Here is a 15,201-nt window from a genome sequence, read left to right as displayed (position 1 = left end):
CGTGGAGAAGGTGCCAACGATATATCGGAGGGTTTCAACACACTCGCCGTTTTCGGACACATGCATCCGAGGAGCAATGGGTCGGCCGGGATGGCAGAACCCAGACCGCGCGCTGGCCTCAGTCGTGCGCCTGGCGCGAATCGGCCGGCGCCTGTTGGCGTTCCTTCAGCCCGTAATCGCGGGTCACCTCGGCGATGCGCAAGCGGTAATCCTTGAACATGGTGCGGCGCCCCGCGCTTTGGGCGGCGCGGTGTGCTTCCAGGTTGCGCCAGGCCGTCAGGCACGCGTCGTCGCGCCAGAACTGCAGGGACAGCAGTTTGTCGGGCTCGGTCAGGCTCTGGAAACGTTCGATGGAAATGAAACCATCCATCTTGAGCAGTTCAGCATGCAGTTCGGCCGCCCAGTTGAGGTAACCCTCCTTGTGCGCGGGATCGGGCCAGACTTCAAAAATGACAGACACCATGGTGAAAACTCCTTCGGTTCAATGAACTGCAAAAACAGGAATACGCGCGTTGGACAGCGGCGCAAACCCGGCCTGACGCCCAAAATAAGTATCAAACAGGCCTTCTCCCCCCATCCAATGGGCGCAAGCAGCTACTATTTCAATAGCAATCAATTCACCCGGACAGGCATGGGCCGCCGCACCAAACGTCATGCTGCGACGCTGCTGGCGCTGCGGATCGAAGAGGTCGGGCTGGACGTTCAAGGCCGGGTCGCGGTTGGCGCTGGCCAGCACCAGCAGCACGCCTTGCCCCTGCTCGATGCTCTGCCCCGCAAGCACCAGCTGGTCAGCCGCGAAGCGCCGCGTGTTCTGCACCGGCGCATCCCAGCGCGCGACTTCAGCGACCAGCTCGCGCGTGAAGTCCAGCGATTGCGCCGTGCGCTGCGCCAGCGCTGGCTCCCGCTGCAACTGGCACACCGTATTGCCGAGCAAACCAGCCGTCGCATCGAGCGACTGCTGCATCATGGCAATGCGGTTGGCCGCTTGCACGCTGCTTAAGCCCTGCTCAAGCCCCTGCGCCATCAGACCTTGCGCGGCCACACTGGCCCGCGCCACCCTGTCGGCTGCGGCGCCAGGCGCAATGCCTTGCGTGAACTCGTGCACCCACTGCGAGGTCTGGCCGAGCAGGGACGCGGACACGCCAAGCAGCCGCGCCATGGCCTGCACCGGCAGGGCCGTGAGAAAGGTATTGGCATCGAGCGCCGGGAACAGTTCTGCCGCGGTGTCCCGGCTGGCCAGTGCAAGCTGAGCCAAGGTCCAACGGCGCGCACCTTGCGCCACCGCCGGCTTGTGTGCCGCATGGAACTCACCGTCCGTCATGCGCACCAGTTGGGCGAAGACCTCGCCCGCTGCCGTTCCCAGCAATGCTTGCGGTACCGGCTCGGCCGGCGGGCGCACGCGCAGTGCCACGCAACGGAAGGCTTCATCGACCACGGCATGGCTGCTGGCCACCCAGAGTTTCAGGCCCTCGTCAAAATACAAGGGTCGCTGCTCACGCAACTGCCGGTAGTAAGGATAGGGAGAGTCATGGGTGACCGCCGCTATCGGGTTGACGGGCTGGGCAAGGACCGGATCATGCATGGGCGTACACCGGCTCGCAGCGCACCTCGGTCTTGACCGAGTTGGCGATGAAACATTCCGCGTGGGCTTCGTGGTGGAGCTGCTCAATCTGCTCGCGCGTCGGGAGCCGCTCGCCGGAAAACTGCACCTCGGGCCGCAGCGTGACCACGGTCATCGCCGTTTTGCCTTCGGCATTTTTCGCCATCACGCCCACCGCCGCGTCGGCATAACGGTCCACGCAGAATTTGCGTTTGGCGGCAATCGACAGAAACCAGAGCATGTGGCAGCTCGACAGGGACGCGACGAAGGCTTCCTCAGGATCGACCGCCGCCGCATCCGACATCGGCACCGGGACGACATGCGGTGACGACGAGCCCGCCACTTCGGCGCCGCCGTCAAAGCGCAGCAGATGCCGCCTGCTGTAACGGTTGCCAAGAAAATCCTGCTCGCCGCGCTGCCAGAGAATTTCTGCGCTGTACTGGGCCATGGTGTGTTCGATCCGGTTGTTTGACAGGCCTCAAGTGTCGCGGGCCTGCCATCGATTGTCGAGCAACAACAGTTTGACTATGATCAAACCATGAATGCAGAACCCGACCTGGCCCGGCTGGCATCCTCCGTGGGCGATCCGCGCCGCATCCAGATGCTGGCACTGCTGATGGAAGGCCGCGCGCTCACCGCGAAAGAACTGGCGCTCGGCGCGGGGATTGAGCCCGCCACGGCCACCTCGCACCTCAAACGCCTGCAGGGCGATGGCCTGCTGGTAGCCACCTCGCAGGGCCGGCACAAGTATTTCCGCCTGGCTTCGGAGCATGTGGCGCAGCTGGTGGAGTCGCTGATGCGCGTCGCACCGCGCCGCCAATCAGAAGTGGCCGCCCATGCCGACGAGCCGATCCGGCAGGCCCGTTATTGCTACGACCACCTGGCCGGCAGCCTGGGCACCGGCCTGCTGACCGCCCTGCTGCGCAAAGGCTGGCTGATCAATGACGCCGCCGATCCGGGCGCCAAACAGCTGGAAGTCACCGCCAAAGGCGCGAAGTCATTCACGGCGCTGGGCATTGACCTGAAAAGCGCCCAGGCGCGGCGCCGGCAATTTGCCTGCCGCTGCCTGGACTGGTCAGAGCGGCGGGACCATCTGGGCGGCGCTTTGGGCGCCGCGCTGGCCGATCACCTGCTGGCACAGCGCTGGATAGAAAGAAAAAAACACAGCCGGGTCGTGCACATCACGGACCTGGGCAAAACGCAGTTGGGCCGCTGGGTTTAAAGCTGCGCAGCTGAGGGCATCACCACCACGCCGTCTTCGTCGGCATAGAGCCAGTCGCCGGGGCGCACCCACACGTCCTGAATCTGCACCGCTATGTCGCGCTGCCCCACGTTGCGCTTTTCCGTGGGCAGGGGCATGGCCGCCAGGGCCCGTATGCCGATAGCGCACTGTGCCAGTTCGGCCACGTCGCGCACGCAGCCATCAATCACCACCCCGGCCCAGCCGTTCCTGGCCGCGGCAGCGCCCAGATTGCCACCCAGCAGGGCGCGACGCAGGGAGGCACTGCCATCGACCACCAAAACACAGGCCACCGGCCCCGCAGGCGTTGCCATCACTCCGCTGCTGTCCACCGCGGCCTTGACCAGCGAGTTGTCCTCAAAACACTTCACGGTCACGACCGGTCCACAAAACTTGCGGACACCGCCGAAATCGCGAAACACAGGCGGCAACACACGAAAGCGGCCTGAACTGTCGTTTTTGTGGGTGTCGCACAAATCGCAGGTGGCGAATGTTGCAGTGGTGGACGTTGTCATTTTCCAGTGACCTTTTTGATGGATGGTTTGATATTTTCCCGGCGTGCCGGCAGCACGATGGCGTTTTCACGCGGTGCATTGAGCACGATGCAAGTCGCGGTTTCGGTCAGAATGCAAAACTTGGTGACCACGGCATCGAGGTGCGCCACGTCAATCACGGCAATCTCCAGCACCCAGCTGTCGTCTCCGGTGACGTTGTAGGCATTGATCACCTCCGGCGTCTGCTCGATCAGCTTGACAACCCGGGCGTATTCAACCCGGCCCACGCGAACGATGGCGCGAATGCCGTAACCGAGCCGCATCAAGTCCACCTCGGCGCGGTAGCCCTTGATCACGCCATTGAGCTCCAGCTTGCGCACCCGTTCGGTGACCGCGGGCTGGCTCAGGTGGGCGCGCCGCCCCAGCTCGGCCATGGTGATGCGCGCATCCTTCTGCAGCTCGGCCAGGATGCGGCTGTCGTAATGGTCGAATTCAGAAGTTTCTGTCATTGTTCTTTTCAAGCATCAATTTGAAAGCCAAAGTGGCAATTTGCCTTTAATTTTGCATGGTTTTGCAGTGCATGGCAATTTACGATCAGACGCATGACGACGGCAACAACCCTTCCACTCACTGCTCCCAGAGCAGCTCCCTTGCTGATCCCCGCCCTGATCGCCTGCTACCCGGTATGGGGGTCCACCTACCTGGCGATCCGGCTGGCGCTGGTCAGTTTTCCGCCCTTCTTCCAGATGGGCACGCGTTTTCTGGTCGCGGGCATCCTCTTGATGGCATGGGTTGCCGTGAAAAAGCACCCGCTCCCCACCTTGCGCGAATGGCGCAATGCCGTTGTGATTGGCGCCCTGATGCTGGGCGGCGGCATGGGGTTGGTCGCCAGTGCCGAGGTCCACATTGGCTCCGGCCTGATCGCCACCTTCATTGCGGTGGTCCCCATGATGGTCTGCGCCGGCGGTTTGCTGTTCGGCAAGCGCCCCAGCCGGCTTGAGCTGCTGGGCATGGTGGTAGGCCTGGCCGGGGTGCTGCTGCTGGTGCGCGGGGCCAGCTTTTCAGCGGCGCCTGTGGGTCTGGCCTGCATTATCGGGGCGACTTCACTGTGGTCCGTGGGCTCCGTGCTGTCGACAACCAGGCTGCCGCTGGCCAATGGCCCGGCCGGTTTCGCCAGCGAAATGCTGTGTGGCGGCGCGGTGTTGATGCTGATTTCTCTAGTGATGGGTGAGCAAAACCAGGTCATCAGTCACTGGCCCCCACAGACTCTGGCAACGCTGGCCTGGCTGTATCTGGTGGTGTTCGGGTCGCTGATTGCGTTCAGCGCCTACCTGTACCTGCTGGCCCACGCATCGCCCGCCGTGGCCACCAGCTACGCCTTTGTGAACCCTCTGATTGCGATTTTTCTGGGGGCATTCTTCGCTGGAGAAATGGTGACGGGCCAGGAATGGACGGCCTGCGGCGTGATTCTCACAGGTGTTTTTTTGATTTTCAGAGGTAAATCCGCAACATAAAGGCCCAAATAAAGTGCTTTTTCGCTATGAAACTGCATTTTTCTCCAGTAGCATCCGCATTGCCACTTGGAAGTAGTTATCTCAGTGGTGATTTATCAACTTCTAGAAGGAAAATCAATCATGGCAACTGCAAAAAAAGCACCGGCTAAAAAAGCGCCTGCAAAAAAGGCTGCTCCGGCAAAGAAAGTAGCTGCGAAAAAAGCAGCTCCAGCGAAGAAGGTAGCCGCTAAAAAAGCAGCTCCCGCGAAAAAGGTAGCTGCGAAGAAAGCAGCGCCTGCCAAGAAAGTTGCAGCCAAAAAGCCAGCAGCGAAAAAAGCGCCCGCCAAAAAGCGCACGCCCAATGCAGCGTTCATGAAAGCGCTGACCTTGAGCCCCGCACTGGCCGCAGTGGTGGGCGACAAGCCTCTGCCGCGTACCGAGATTGTCAGCAAGCTGTGGACTTACATCAAATCCAAAGGCCTGCAGGACAAGATCAACAAGCGCATGATCAACGCCGACGAAAAACTCAAAGCGGTATTTGGCAAAGCCCAGGTGTCGATGTTTGAGATGGCCGGCCTGATCGGCAAGCACGTCAAATAATCAGGCCCCGCCTGATTTCAAAAAGGCCGGTTTTTACCGGCCTTTTTTTATTCCCCGCCACAGACCGGTCAAGCAGTCTGAGACAAGGCTACGAAGAACACATTACTGGCACACTTCATGCTCAATGATTTTCAATGCTTTTGCATCAAAATTCATTGAATGCAATACGGGTTTCTGAGGAGTGCGCCGCCTGCAATTCGGGGATTATTCAGAGGAATCGTTGCTAAGATTCGACTCCTCCTTGATCAAGCCCCGCTTGGGGAAAGCTCACAACAACCAACATTTACCACGGCTCATTCACTTGAAGATCCTGGACACGAAAACCATCGCCAATGACCCATGCCGGCAAGGTCGCCGTCCTGCGGCTGACCGCACCAACAAGTATTCCGGTATTTAACAAGAAGCAATGCTGCGCTTTATCCTCACCCGCTTGAGCCTGATCATTCCCACCTTTTTGGGGATGACGCTACTGGCCTTTTTCCTCATTCGGCTGGTGCCGGGTGATCCCATTGAAACCATGGCGGGCGAGCGGGGCATCGATCCGGTGCGCCATGCACAGCTGCTCAAGGAGTACGGGCTGGACCGGCCGGTTCTGGTGCAGTACGGCATCTACATCGGGCGGGTGCTCAAGGGCGACCTGGGCAAGTCCATCATCACGCAGGAGCCTGTCCTCAGTGAATTCCTGACCCTGTTCCCGGCCACCATCGAGCTGGCCCTGTGCGCCATGGTGTTTGCCCTGGTCATTGGCATACCGGCCGGCATCCTGGCGGCCGTCAAGCGCAACTCGATACTGGACCACGGCGTCATGGGCGTCTCCCTGACCGGCTACTCGATGCCGATTTTCTGGTGGGGTCTGCTGCTGATTTTGCTGTTTTCGGTGCAGTTCGGCTGGACCCCGGTGTCGGGCCGCATGGCGGTCCAGTACTTCATTGAGCCGACCACCGGCTTTTTGCTGATCGACTCGCTGCTCTCCAGCGACAAAGGCGCTTTCTGGTCGGCCGCATCGCACCTGATTTTGCCCGCCATTGTGCTGGGCACCAACCCGCTGGCCGTGATTGCCCGCATGACGCGCTCGGCCATGCTCGAAGTGCTGGGCGAAGACTACATCCGCACGGCCCGCGCCAAGGGGCTATCCAACTTGCGCGTGGTCGCCCTGCATGCCCTGCGCAATGCCCTGATCCCGGTGATCACCGTGATTGGCCTGCAGGTGGGCGTGCTCTTTACCGGCGCCATCCTGACCGAAACCATCTTTTCATGGCCCGGCGTCGGCAAATGGCTGATCGAAGCGATCAGCCGGCGCGACTACCCGGTCTTGCAGGGCGGCATCCTGCTGCTGGGCGCGATCGTGATGGCCGTCAACCTGCTGGTGGACATCACCTACGGCATTATCAATCCACGCATCAGGCATCAGCGATGAGCACGGCACCCTTGAACACTGCGACCTTGACATCGGCTGCGCCGCCGGCCCCAGCGCATCCGCTGCGCGAGTTCTGGACCTACTTCAGCGCCAACCGCGGCGCCGTGATCGGCCTGATCATTGTGGTGGGGGTGCTGCTGGTCGCGCTGTTGGCGCCCGTGCTGGCGCCGCATGCACCGAGCATCACCAACAATGCCGTGTTTCTCAAGCCACCGGCCTGGCAGGCCGGCGGATCGTGGACCTACCCCCTGGGCACCGACGCCATTGGCCGCGATATTTTGTCGCGCCTGATGCACGGCGCCCGCCTGTCGCTGGTCATTGGCCTGGCCGTGGTGGCGCTGTCGGTCGCGGTCGGCACCGTGCTGGGCCTGCTGTCGGGGTTTTTCCGCGGCGTCTTCGAGATCGCCGTGATGCGCCTGATGGACATCATCCTCACGCTGCCCAGCCTGCTGCTGGCCATTGTGATCGTGGCCATTTTGGGCCCCGGGCTGATGAATGCCATGCTGGCCGTGGCCGTGGTGGTGCTCCCGCATTACGTGCGCATTACCCGGGCGGCGGTGATTTCCGAGACCTCCCGCGACTACGTCACCGCCGCCCGCATGAGCGGCGCGGGCCGCATCCGCCTGATGTTCAGCGAGGTGCTGCCCAACTGCACCGCCCCCCTGATTGTGCAGGCCTCGCTGGGCGTGTCCACCGCCATTTTGGATGCCGCGGCGCTGGGCTTTCTGGGGCTGGGCGCGCAACCACCCTCTCCCGAGTGGGGCACCATGCTGGCCGACGCCCGTGAATTCGTGCTGCGCGCCTGGTGGGTCGTCACCTTTCCCGGCCTGGCGATCCTGATCACGGTGCTGGCTTTCAACCTGCTCGGTGACGGACTGCGCGATGCGTTCGACCCGAAACTCAAACGATGAACAAGATCCACCCACCCCTCATGCGCCTCTTCGCAAGTAACAGCGCGGAACCGGCTTCGCCGGGCCGCAGCTGTTGCCCCCGCAGGGGGGATCCGGCTACACGAAGTGAGCCGAGAAGGGGGAGTTACTAAATATGGCCCTGCTTGAAATAGAAAACCTGTCCGTCGAGTTCCCCTCGCAAAACGGCGTCATGCACGCCGTTGACGGTGTCAGCCTGTCCCTGGACGAAGGCGAAGTGCTGGGCATCGTGGGTGAGTCGGGCTCCGGCAAAAGCGTCACCATGATGGCCTTGATGGGCCTGGTGGCCTATCCGGGCCGCGTGAAGGCCGACAAACTGCGCTTTGCCGGCCATGACCTGCTGGCGCTGTCCGAGCGCGAGCGCAGCAAACTCACCGGCAAAGACGTGGCCATGATTTTTCAGGAGCCCACGACCAGCCTGAACCCTTGCTTTACCATCGGCTTTCAGCTCACCGAAACCCTGCGCCTGCATTTGGGGCTGGAGCGCAAGGCGGCCACGCGCAAGGCCATCGAGCTGCTCGAGCAGGTCGGCATTCCCGCCCCCGAAAGCCGCCTGAAGGCCTATCCGCACCAGTTGTCGGGCGGCATGAACCAGCGCGTCATGATTGCCATGGCCATTGCCTGCAACCCGCGCCTGCTGATTGCCGATGAGCCGACGACCGCCCTCGACGTCACCATCCAGGCCCAGATTCTGGACCTGTTGCGCAGCCTGCAGAAAGAGCGCGGCATGGCCCTGGTGCTGATCACGCACAACATGGGCGTTGTCTCCGAAATGGCCCAGCGTGTCGCGGTCATGTATGCCGGACAGATCATGGAAGAGCAAGCGGCGCACGCCCTGTTCAACTCGCCGCAACACCCCTACACGGAAGCCCTGCTGGCCGCCCTGCCTGAGCGCAGTGACGGCAGCGCGCGCCTGGCCACGATCCCGGGCATGGTGCCCGGCCTGTATGACCGGCCAGCGGGCTGCCTGTTTGCACCCCGCTGCGCCTATGCCACCGAGCATTCGCGCAACGAGCGGCCCCTGCTGCGCGCCTGGGGAGCTGGGTCGCCTGCGGGCGGCATGGTGCGCTGCCACTACCCGCTGGGGGACCCTGGCCGTGACGCCGCCCTCTTGCGGGACAAACCGCTGCTGGAGCTGGCAGCATGAGCGACTTGCACAACGCGTCCGCGCCATCACTCCAACCCGTGGTGGAGGCCAAGGATCTCCAACGCGTGTACGAAATACGGCGTGGCTTCCTGCGCGCGCCCGCCCACCTGCAGGCCGTCGGCGGTGTCTCCTTCACCGTGCGCGCCGGCAAGACACTGGCCGTGGTCGGCGAATCGGGCTGCGGCAAATCGACGCTGGCCCGCATGGTGTCCCTGATCGAAACACCCACGGCGGGCTCCTTGCACATCAACGGGGTGGATGCCGTCCATGCGCCCAAAGAGCAACGCCTGGCGCTGCGCAAGGCGGTCCAGCTGGTGTTCCAGAACCCTTACGGCTCGCTCAATCCGCGCAAGAAAATCGGCGCCATTCTGGAAGCCCCGCTCGAGATCAACACCACCCTGTCTGCGGCCGAGCGTGCGGCACAAGCCCGCGCCATGCTGGCCATGGTCGGCCTGCGCCCCGAGCATTACGACCGCTACCCCCACATGTTCTCGGGCGGGCAGCGTCAGCGCATTGCCATTGCGCGGGCACTGATGCTCAAACCCGGCCTGGTGATTGCCGACGAACCGGTGTCGGCGCTGGATGTGTCGATCCAGGCCCAGGTGCTCAACCTGCTGGCCGATTTGCAGCAGTCGCTGGGCCTGGCTTACCTGTTCATCTCGCACGACCTGGGCGTGGTGCGCCATATCGCCCACGATGTGCTGGTGATGTACCTGGGCCATGCGGTCGAGCAAGGCGAAAAGAACACAATTTTTGCGCAGCCCCTGCACCCGTATACCCAGGCCTTGCTGGCCTCGACGCCGGGCCTGGCGGGCAGCTCGGCCATCAAGCAGCGCATCGTGCTCAAGGGCGAGCTGCCTTCGCCGCTCAACCCGCCCAGCGGCTGCGTGTTCTCAACCCGCTGCCCTCACGTCACCGAGCGCTGCCGCGCCGAACGGCCCTTGTTACGGGATGTCGCAGACAGACAGGTGGCCTGCCACTATGCTGAAAAGTTCCTCGCTGCGTGACATGCGGCCGTGCAACCCTGCATTTCTCATGTCACGTTTTTTCACGACCAGCGCGCGCACAACGCAAACTGGCCGCAATCCCGCTGCATTGCAGCATTACCACCCCTAAGGGAGTCCTTAAGATGATTCAGTCCAAACCGAGTGCAAGCCCACGCACAAGTAAATTGCGTCCGGTCAAGCGTGCTCTGCTCTGCGCCGTGGCGCTTCCAGCGCTACTGGCCCTGACGCCGGTATCGGCCAAGACGCTGGTGTTCTGCTCTGAAGGCAGCCCGGAAAACTTCTACCCTGGCGTCAACACCACGGGCACCTCGTTTGATGCCAACGAACCCGTTTACAACCGCCTCGTGGAGTTCGAATACGGCGGCACCAAGGTGGTCCCTGGGCTGGCCGAGAAGTGGGACATTTCCGCCGACGGCAAGGAATACACCTTCCATCTGCGCAAGGGGGTGAAATGGCACACCACCAGCAAGAACTTCAAACCCACGCGCGACATGAATGCCGATGACGTGCTGTTCATGTTCGAGCGCCAGTGGAAAGAAGACAACGCCTTCTTCAAGGTCACCAGCCCCAACCACTCCTACTTCAGCGATATGGGCATGCCCAAGCTGCTGAAGTCCGTGCAAAAAGTGGACGACTACACCGTCAAGGTCACGCTGGACAAACCTGAAGCGCCGTTCCTGTCCAACCTGGCCATGCCTTACGCAGCGGTCCAGTCCAAGGAGTACGCGGATGCCATGCTGAAAGCCGGCACGCCGGAAAAGATCGACCAGGACCCCATCGGTACCGGCCCCTTCTACCTGGTGCAGTACCAGAAAGACGCCATCATCCGCTACAAGGCATTCCCGCAGCACTTTGCCGGCAAGGCCAAGCTGGATGACCTTGTCTACGCGATCACGCCGGATGCCTCGGTGCGCTGGGCCAAGCTGCAAAAGGGTGAGTGCCACGTCATGCCTTACCCCAATCCGGCCGACCTGGATGCCATCCGCAAGGACCCCAATGTCCAGATCATCGAGCAGCCGGGCCTGAACGTCGGCTACCTGGCCTACAACACGACCAAAAAGCCGTTTGACGATGTGCGCGTGCGCAAGGCCATCAACATGGCCATCAACAAGAAAGCCATTGTTGAAGGCGTGTACCTGGGTACCGGCGTTGCCGCCAAAAACCCGATTCCGCCGACCATGGCCGCGTACAACAACGCCATCAAGGACGACGAGTACAACCCGGAAGCCGCCAAGAAATTGCTGGCCCAGGCCGGCTTCCCGAATGGCCTCACCACCGACCTGTGGGCCATGCCGGTGCAGCGCCCCTACAACCCCAATGCCAAGCGCATTGCCGAGTTGATGCAGGCCGACCTGGTCAAGATCGGCGTCACCGCCGAGATCAAGAGCTTTGAGTGGGGCGAGTACCGCAAGCGCCTGCAGGCCGGCGAGCACCAGATGGGCATGCTGGGCTGGACCGGCGACAACGGCGACCCGGACAACTTCATGTACACCCTGCTCGGTTGCGCTTCGGCCCAGTCGGCCAGCGGCAGCAACATCGCCAAGTTCTGCTACCAGCCCTATGAAGACCTGGTCCTGAAAGCCAAAACCGTCACCAGCCCGGCCGAGCGCACCAAGCTCTACCAGCAGGCGCAGGTCATCTTCAAAGAGCAGGCTCCCTGGTTCACCATCGCCCATGCGGTGCAGCTCAAACCCGTTCGCAAGAGCGTGATTGGTTATAAGAACAGCCCGTTCGGCCGCCACAACTTCTACGCCGTGGACATCAAGGAATAAGCGTCCCTGAAACCGGCAGGCTGCGGCCTGCCCGCAAAAAAGGCCGGTGCAAACCGGCCTTTTTCATTTCTACATCAATTTCTTATTGATGTTTTCGTAATTCATGACACCACACCGTTCAGGCTGAACCTGTCGAAGCCCTTCGACAGGCTCAGGGCGAACGGTAGTAAGTTGCCTGTCATGATTTATGGAAGTCTCAATAAGCCATAACGGCCTTTCACCCTTGTGGATTGGGCGCGAACAGCTATGTTTTTTATAGCGACTTGCTCAAGGCGTTTTGAGTGATGGCAGACAGCGTGCCGCGTGTCGTGATGACTTCCGGGTCCAGCATGACCTCGATCACCGTGCCCTCACTGCGGGCCAATGCCGCCAGCAACTGGGCTTCAAACTCCTCCGTGCGCGTGATGCGCACGCCCGCATAGCCGTAGGCCCGCGCCAGGGCGGCAAAGTCGGGGTTGTGCAGCCGGGAGCCACTCACATGCCGGGGGTATTCTTTTTCCTGGTGCATGCGGATGGTGCCGTACATGCCGTTGTTGAGCAGCACGATGATGCTCTTGGCGCCATGCTGCACGGCCGTGGCCAGCTCCTGACCGTTCATCAAAAAATCACCATCGCCGGCGATGGTGAAGGCCACGCGCCCGGTCGTGATGGCAGCTGCAATGCCCGCCGGAACGCCGTAGCCCATCGCGCCCACCGTGGGCGCCAGCTGCGTTTTAAAGCCTTTGACCAGCCCATGGTGGCGGAAAAAACGGTGTATCCAGCTGGCGAAATTGCCGGCTCCGTTGGTCAGCACGGCGTCAGGAGGCAGGTGTTTTTGCAGCATGCCGACAATGGCGGGCATGTCGATGTCGCCGGGCAGTTTTTGCGGCTCCAGATTGGCCAGGTAGTCGGCGTGGGCGGCATCTGTCCACGCTTCCCATGGCAGCGAAACGGGTGCGGTGAGGACCTCGAGCGAGCTAGCGGCGGCGTTCATGGTGGCGTTGATCGCCAGATCGGCCTGGTAGACCCGGTTCAGCTCCTCCGCGCTGGCATGGATGTGCACCAGCTTCTGGGCGGGCCTGGGTGCCTGCAGCAGCGTGTAGCTGCCGGTTGTCATCTCGCCCAGACGCGGGCCGATGGCAATGATCAGGTCGCTGTTCTGGATGCGTGCGGCCAGTTTGGGGTTGAGTCCAATCCCGACGTCACCTGCATACAAGGGGTGGTGGTTGTCAAAAGTATCCTGAAAGCGGAAGGCATTGCCCACGGGCAGTTTCCAGTTTTCGGCAAAACGCTGCAGCGCCTGGGCCGATTGCTGCGTCCAGCCTCCGCCGCCCGCAATCACGAACGGCCGCTCCGATTTCAATAGCATTTCACGCAGCTGCCGCACCGAACCCGGGTCACTCCAGGCCTGGACCGGCTCGACCCGGGGCAGGGGCTGCGCGTCGGTCATCTGCGTCAGCATGTCTTCCGGCAGCACCAGCACGACCGGGCCGGGGCGGCCATTCATGGCGGTGGCGAAAGCACGCGCGATGTACTCCGGGATGCGCCGCGCGTCGTCGATGCGTTCCACGCGTTTGGCAAAGCCCTTGGTGCTGGGCCCGAAGAAGCTGCTGTAGTCGACCTCCTGAAACGCCTCGCGGTCGCGGCAATCGCTGGCCACATCGCCGACCAGCAGCACCATGGGGGTGGAGTCCTGAAACGCCGTGTGCACGCCAATCGAGGCGTTGGTGGCGCCCGGTCCGCGGGTGACCAGGCAAACGCCCGGGCGGCCCGTCAGCTTGCCATGGGCTTCCGCCATGAATGCCGCGCCGCCTTCCTGGCGACAGGTGATGAACTCAATCTGGCCCTGGCGTGCATGAAAGCCGTCGAGCACCGCGAGGTAGCTTTCACCGGGTACGCCAAAGGCATGGGTTACGCCCTGGGCCACAAGGCAGTCAACAAGAAGATGGCCGGCGAGTTTTTTAGTCATGAACCGTATTGTGCCGTGGCTCAGGCGGCTGGCTGACTCACTCCTACCGCTTATTCGGGGCTGCTGCTGTCGGCGTCGGCGCCCCCCGCGGCCAGCGCCTGCTTGGCCAGTTCTTCCTCGCTCAAGGGTGCTGCCGATTCAAGTGCGGCCAACTCTTCCAGGAATTCCTCGGTCGGCTCCTCGTGCCCCAGCAGCACCTCTTCGAGATGTTGCTTGGCTGGATCCACGGGCACGGACTCCGAGTGCAACACCGTCGGAGGCACAGGGAATTTTTCGCCCAGCTCAAACTTCAAGGCCTCTGACTTTTCCTCCACCCAGCGTGCAAAGTCCCCATGGTGGGGGGTGTTTGGCGTACTCATGAGATGGTCCCCTTTCAGAAGGTTCGGCCCGCGCCGGCCAGCTGCCTGGCTGCCATGGCTTATAGGCCATATCTGAACCATAGCAGAGCCGTGGTTTTATTCAAGCCCCGGGGTCTTCCCAGGACCTGACTGAAAACCCCTCAAGCCCGGGTGCGCCGCCCTACCCCCAAAGCCGCAAACACCGTCACCCGCAAAACTCCCACAATGCGCTGGGTAAAGGTTTCGCCCCTGACGGCTTTCGGTTCACTTGTCGGGGGTGGAAACTTCTCACTCAGTGGCACACCCACGTCCAGGCGCAGGTCAGGTCGTGGCCAGCGTCGTGCGCCGCACCCGTCCCACATTGAAAGCACTCGCAATCAGCACCGCCCGCACCAGTGCCAGGCCGATAAACACGCTCCGGTGCTGCTGGTGGTCCATCAGCGTTCCGAAGATCAGCGGCGAAATGGCCTGGCCAATGTCCAGGCCTGAATACACCACGCCGTAGACGCGGCCTGTCGCGTTGGGCGGTGTGGAGCGCTTGACAATCAAGTCCCGCGACGGCCCACCGGTCCCTGCCGAGAACCCCATCAAGCCAAACAGCACCGGCACCATCAGTCCGGGCACATCGACCATGCCCAAGACCAGCGCAATGGCCGCTGCCACGCCAAAACCAATCCCTACGATGCGCTGCAGCGCACCTGCTCGCGCTGCAGCGCCTGGCAGGGGTCGCCCTCCCGGGGAGTCAGTTTCCAGGCCTGCGCCAGTTCGCGCCAGGCCTGGTTTTCATCGCGCAGCAAGGTGGGGCGGCGCGGGCGGGGCGAGGGTTGCGCCGGCTGCCGCAGAGGCCACCCCGGTGTGGAGGCCGCAACCGCTGCGGGTGTGGCTGCGCCAGTTGGCGTGGCGACTGCTGCGATCTCGGGTGCTTGCGGCACCTGCGTCACGAGACGGGCCGTGGCGAGCAGCCCGGCGTCGGCGGCGACACTCAAGCCCACCAAGGCAAGGCTGCGCTGCCAACGCCATGCTGCGCGCACCGGCGGGTCGAACACCTCGTCTGCCGCCTTGTTGACGATGCCGCGGTTGACCGTGGCCTGGCCCTCGGCAGACAGGTTCTGCGCCTCGTCAATGATCAGCACGTTGTTCTGCCCGGCGGCATGGGCCTGCAGCAGGAAGGTGTTGAGCGGATCGAGGTAATCCTTGACCGTGAGCGGCAGCAGCT

At 62.4% G+C, this 15,201-nt stretch carries 15 protein-coding genes and 2 pseudogenes; 8 read left to right on the top strand and 9 right to left on the bottom strand.

All coding sequences use genetic code 11. From position 1 onward, the window contains the following. Positions 1 to 118 precede the first annotated feature (118 nt). From V6M61_RS00605 to V6M61_RS00595, 3 genes are read right to left on the bottom strand one after another with little or no spacing between them, the layout of a single operon-like run. Positions 119 to 463 carry an antibiotic biosynthesis monooxygenase family protein gene (locus V6M61_RS00605; RefSeq protein ID WP_332774608.1) on the bottom strand — a complete coding sequence of 115 codons (345 nt, stop codon included), beginning with the start codon at positions 461 to 463 and terminating at the stop codon, positions 119 to 121. 18 nt (positions 464 to 481) lie between these two features. After that, positions 482 to 1,582 carry a cytochrome P450 gene (locus V6M61_RS00600; protein WP_332774607.1) on the bottom strand — a complete coding sequence of 367 codons (1,101 nt, stop codon included), beginning with the start codon at positions 1,580 to 1,582 and terminating at the stop codon, positions 482 to 484. Beyond that, positions 1,575 to 2,048: an OsmC family protein gene (locus V6M61_RS00595; RefSeq protein ID WP_332774606.1), complete on the bottom strand. Its 474-nt coding sequence runs from the start codon at positions 2,046 to 2,048 to the stop codon at positions 1,575 to 1,577. Before V6M61_RS00595 ends, V6M61_RS00600 begins: the two co-directional genes overlap by 8 nt. A gap of 90 nt (positions 2,049 to 2,138) precedes the next feature. Here V6M61_RS00595 and V6M61_RS00590 point away from each other — a divergent pair, with 90 nt between their 5' ends. Then, positions 2,139 to 2,822, top strand: a complete 684-nt coding sequence (locus tag V6M61_RS00590; protein ID WP_332774605.1) for an ArsR/SmtB family transcription factor — start codon at positions 2,139 to 2,141, stop codon at positions 2,820 to 2,822. Here V6M61_RS00590 and rraA read toward each other — a convergent pair. Continuing rightward, positions 2,819 to 3,355, bottom strand: coding sequence for a ribonuclease E activity regulator RraA (gene rraA, locus V6M61_RS00585; protein WP_332774604.1), 537 nt, complete (start codon positions 3,353 to 3,355; stop codon positions 2,819 to 2,821). The genes V6M61_RS00590 and rraA overlap by 4 nt on opposite strands. After that, positions 3,352 to 3,843, bottom strand: coding sequence for an Lrp/AsnC family transcriptional regulator (locus tag V6M61_RS00580; RefSeq protein ID WP_332774603.1), 492 nt, complete (start codon positions 3,841 to 3,843; stop codon positions 3,352 to 3,354). The genes rraA and V6M61_RS00580 overlap by 4 nt, the downstream gene beginning before the upstream one ends. A 93-nt stretch (positions 3,844 to 3,936) precedes the next feature. Here V6M61_RS00580 and yedA point away from each other — a divergent pair, with 93 nt between their 5' ends. The 7 genes from yedA to V6M61_RS00545 all read left to right on the top strand — a co-directional run bounded on the left by yedA (position 3,937) and on the right by V6M61_RS00545 (position 11,699). Further along, the gene (gene yedA, locus V6M61_RS00575) at positions 3,937 to 4,848 is read left to right on the top strand and encodes a drug/metabolite exporter YedA (RefSeq protein WP_332774602.1); all 912 of its coding nucleotides are present in this window, start codon (positions 3,937 to 3,939) and stop codon (positions 4,846 to 4,848) included. 120 nt (positions 4,849 to 4,968) lie between these two features. Further along, positions 4,969 to 5,427, top strand: coding sequence for an SWIB/MDM2 domain-containing protein (locus tag V6M61_RS00570; protein WP_332774684.1), 459 nt, complete (start codon positions 4,969 to 4,971; stop codon positions 5,425 to 5,427). 406 nt (positions 5,428 to 5,833) lie between these two features. Further along, on the top strand, positions 5,834 to 6,844 hold the full coding sequence (locus V6M61_RS00565; protein ID WP_332774601.1) for an ABC transporter permease subunit: 1,011 nt from the start codon (positions 5,834 to 5,836) through the stop codon (positions 6,842 to 6,844). After that, entirely contained in the window at positions 6,841 to 7,755 is a 915-nt protein-coding gene (locus V6M61_RS00560; RefSeq protein WP_332774600.1) for an ABC transporter permease subunit, read from the top strand. Before V6M61_RS00565 ends, V6M61_RS00560 begins: the two co-directional genes overlap by 4 nt. Positions 7,756 to 7,888: 133 nt before the next feature. Then, on the top strand, positions 7,889 to 8,920 hold the full coding sequence (locus V6M61_RS00555; protein WP_332774599.1) for an ABC transporter ATP-binding protein: 1,032 nt from the start codon (positions 7,889 to 7,891) through the stop codon (positions 8,918 to 8,920). Continuing rightward, positions 8,917 to 9,927 carry a peptide ABC transporter ATP-binding protein gene (locus V6M61_RS00550; RefSeq protein ID WP_332774598.1) on the top strand — a complete coding sequence of 337 codons (1,011 nt, stop codon included), beginning with the start codon at positions 8,917 to 8,919 and terminating at the stop codon, positions 9,925 to 9,927. Before V6M61_RS00555 ends, V6M61_RS00550 begins: the two co-directional genes overlap by 4 nt. Before the next feature lie 122 nt (positions 9,928 to 10,049). Then, a complete protein-coding gene (locus V6M61_RS00545) occupies positions 10,050 to 11,699 on the top strand; it encodes an ABC transporter substrate-binding protein (protein ID WP_332774597.1) in 1,650 nt (549 codons plus the stop codon). 253 nt (positions 11,700 to 11,952) lie between these two features. On the opposite strand, the gene V6M61_RS00540 is transcribed toward V6M61_RS00545, so the two are convergent. From V6M61_RS00540 to V6M61_RS21005, 4 genes and pseudogenes are all read right to left on the bottom strand, one after another. Continuing rightward, positions 11,953 to 13,647 (bottom strand): thiamine pyrophosphate-binding protein, encoded by a 1,695-nt coding sequence (locus V6M61_RS00540; protein WP_332774596.1) that lies wholly within the window; start codon positions 13,645 to 13,647, stop codon positions 11,953 to 11,955. Between the two features lie 50 nt (positions 13,648 to 13,697). After that, on the bottom strand, positions 13,698 to 14,006 hold the full coding sequence (locus V6M61_RS00535; protein WP_332774595.1) for a hypothetical protein: 309 nt from the start codon (positions 14,004 to 14,006) through the stop codon (positions 13,698 to 13,700). Positions 14,007 to 14,306: 300 nt separating this feature from the next. Then, a pseudogene (locus V6M61_RS00530) lies at positions 14,307 to 14,675 on the bottom strand (MFS transporter); the annotation flags it as partial. 404 nt (positions 14,676 to 15,079) lie between these two features. Continuing rightward, positions 15,080 to 15,201: pseudogene (locus V6M61_RS21005) on the bottom strand (ExeA family protein); the annotation flags it as partial.

The sequence above is a fragment of the Polaromonas sp. genome, assembly GCF_036676035.1.
In the GTDB taxonomy this organism is placed as follows: domain Bacteria; phylum Pseudomonadota; class Gammaproteobacteria; order Burkholderiales; family Burkholderiaceae_C; genus Polaromonas.
Note: the sequence above shows the minus strand (reverse complement) of the source record. Positions and strands in the feature narration are given on the sequence as shown.

Bases quoted from the DNA above. Each gene is read 5' to 3' on its own strand.
- V6M61_RS00605 (WP_332774608.1), bottom strand. From the start codon at position 463: ATGGTGTCTGTCATTTTTGAAGTCTGGCCCGATCCCGCGCACAAGGAG.
- V6M61_RS00600 (WP_332774607.1), bottom strand. From the start codon at position 1,582: ATGCATGATCCGGTCCTTGCCCAGCCCGTCAACCCGATAGCGGCGGTC.
- V6M61_RS00595 (WP_332774606.1), bottom strand. From the start codon at position 2,048: ATGGCCCAGTACAGCGCAGAAATTCTCTGGCAGCGCGGCGAGCAGGAT.
- V6M61_RS00590 (WP_332774605.1), top strand. From the start codon at position 2,139: ATGAATGCAGAACCCGACCTGGCCCGGCTGGCATCCTCCGTGGGCGAT.
- rraA (WP_332774604.1), bottom strand. From the start codon at position 3,355: ATGACAACGTCCACCACTGCAACATTCGCCACCTGCGATTTGTGCGAC.
- V6M61_RS00580 (WP_332774603.1), bottom strand. From the start codon at position 3,843: ATGACAGAAACTTCTGAATTCGACCATTACGACAGCCGCATCCTGGCC.
- yedA (WP_332774602.1), top strand. From the start codon at position 3,937: ATGACGACGGCAACAACCCTTCCACTCACTGCTCCCAGAGCAGCTCCC.
- V6M61_RS00570 (WP_332774684.1), top strand. From the start codon at position 4,969: ATGGCAACTGCAAAAAAAGCACCGGCTAAAAAAGCGCCTGCAAAAAAG.
- V6M61_RS00565 (WP_332774601.1), top strand. From the start codon at position 5,834: ATGCTGCGCTTTATCCTCACCCGCTTGAGCCTGATCATTCCCACCTTT.
- V6M61_RS00560 (WP_332774600.1), top strand. From the start codon at position 6,841: ATGAGCACGGCACCCTTGAACACTGCGACCTTGACATCGGCTGCGCCG.
- V6M61_RS00555 (WP_332774599.1), top strand. From the start codon at position 7,889: ATGGCCCTGCTTGAAATAGAAAACCTGTCCGTCGAGTTCCCCTCGCAA.
- V6M61_RS00550 (WP_332774598.1), top strand. From the start codon at position 8,917: ATGAGCGACTTGCACAACGCGTCCGCGCCATCACTCCAACCCGTGGTG.
- V6M61_RS00545 (WP_332774597.1), top strand. From the start codon at position 10,050: ATGATTCAGTCCAAACCGAGTGCAAGCCCACGCACAAGTAAATTGCGT.
- V6M61_RS00540 (WP_332774596.1), bottom strand. From the start codon at position 13,647: ATGACTAAAAAACTCGCCGGCCATCTTCTTGTTGACTGCCTTGTGGCC.
- V6M61_RS00535 (WP_332774595.1), bottom strand. From the start codon at position 14,006: ATGAGTACGCCAAACACCCCCCACCATGGGGACTTTGCACGCTGGGTG.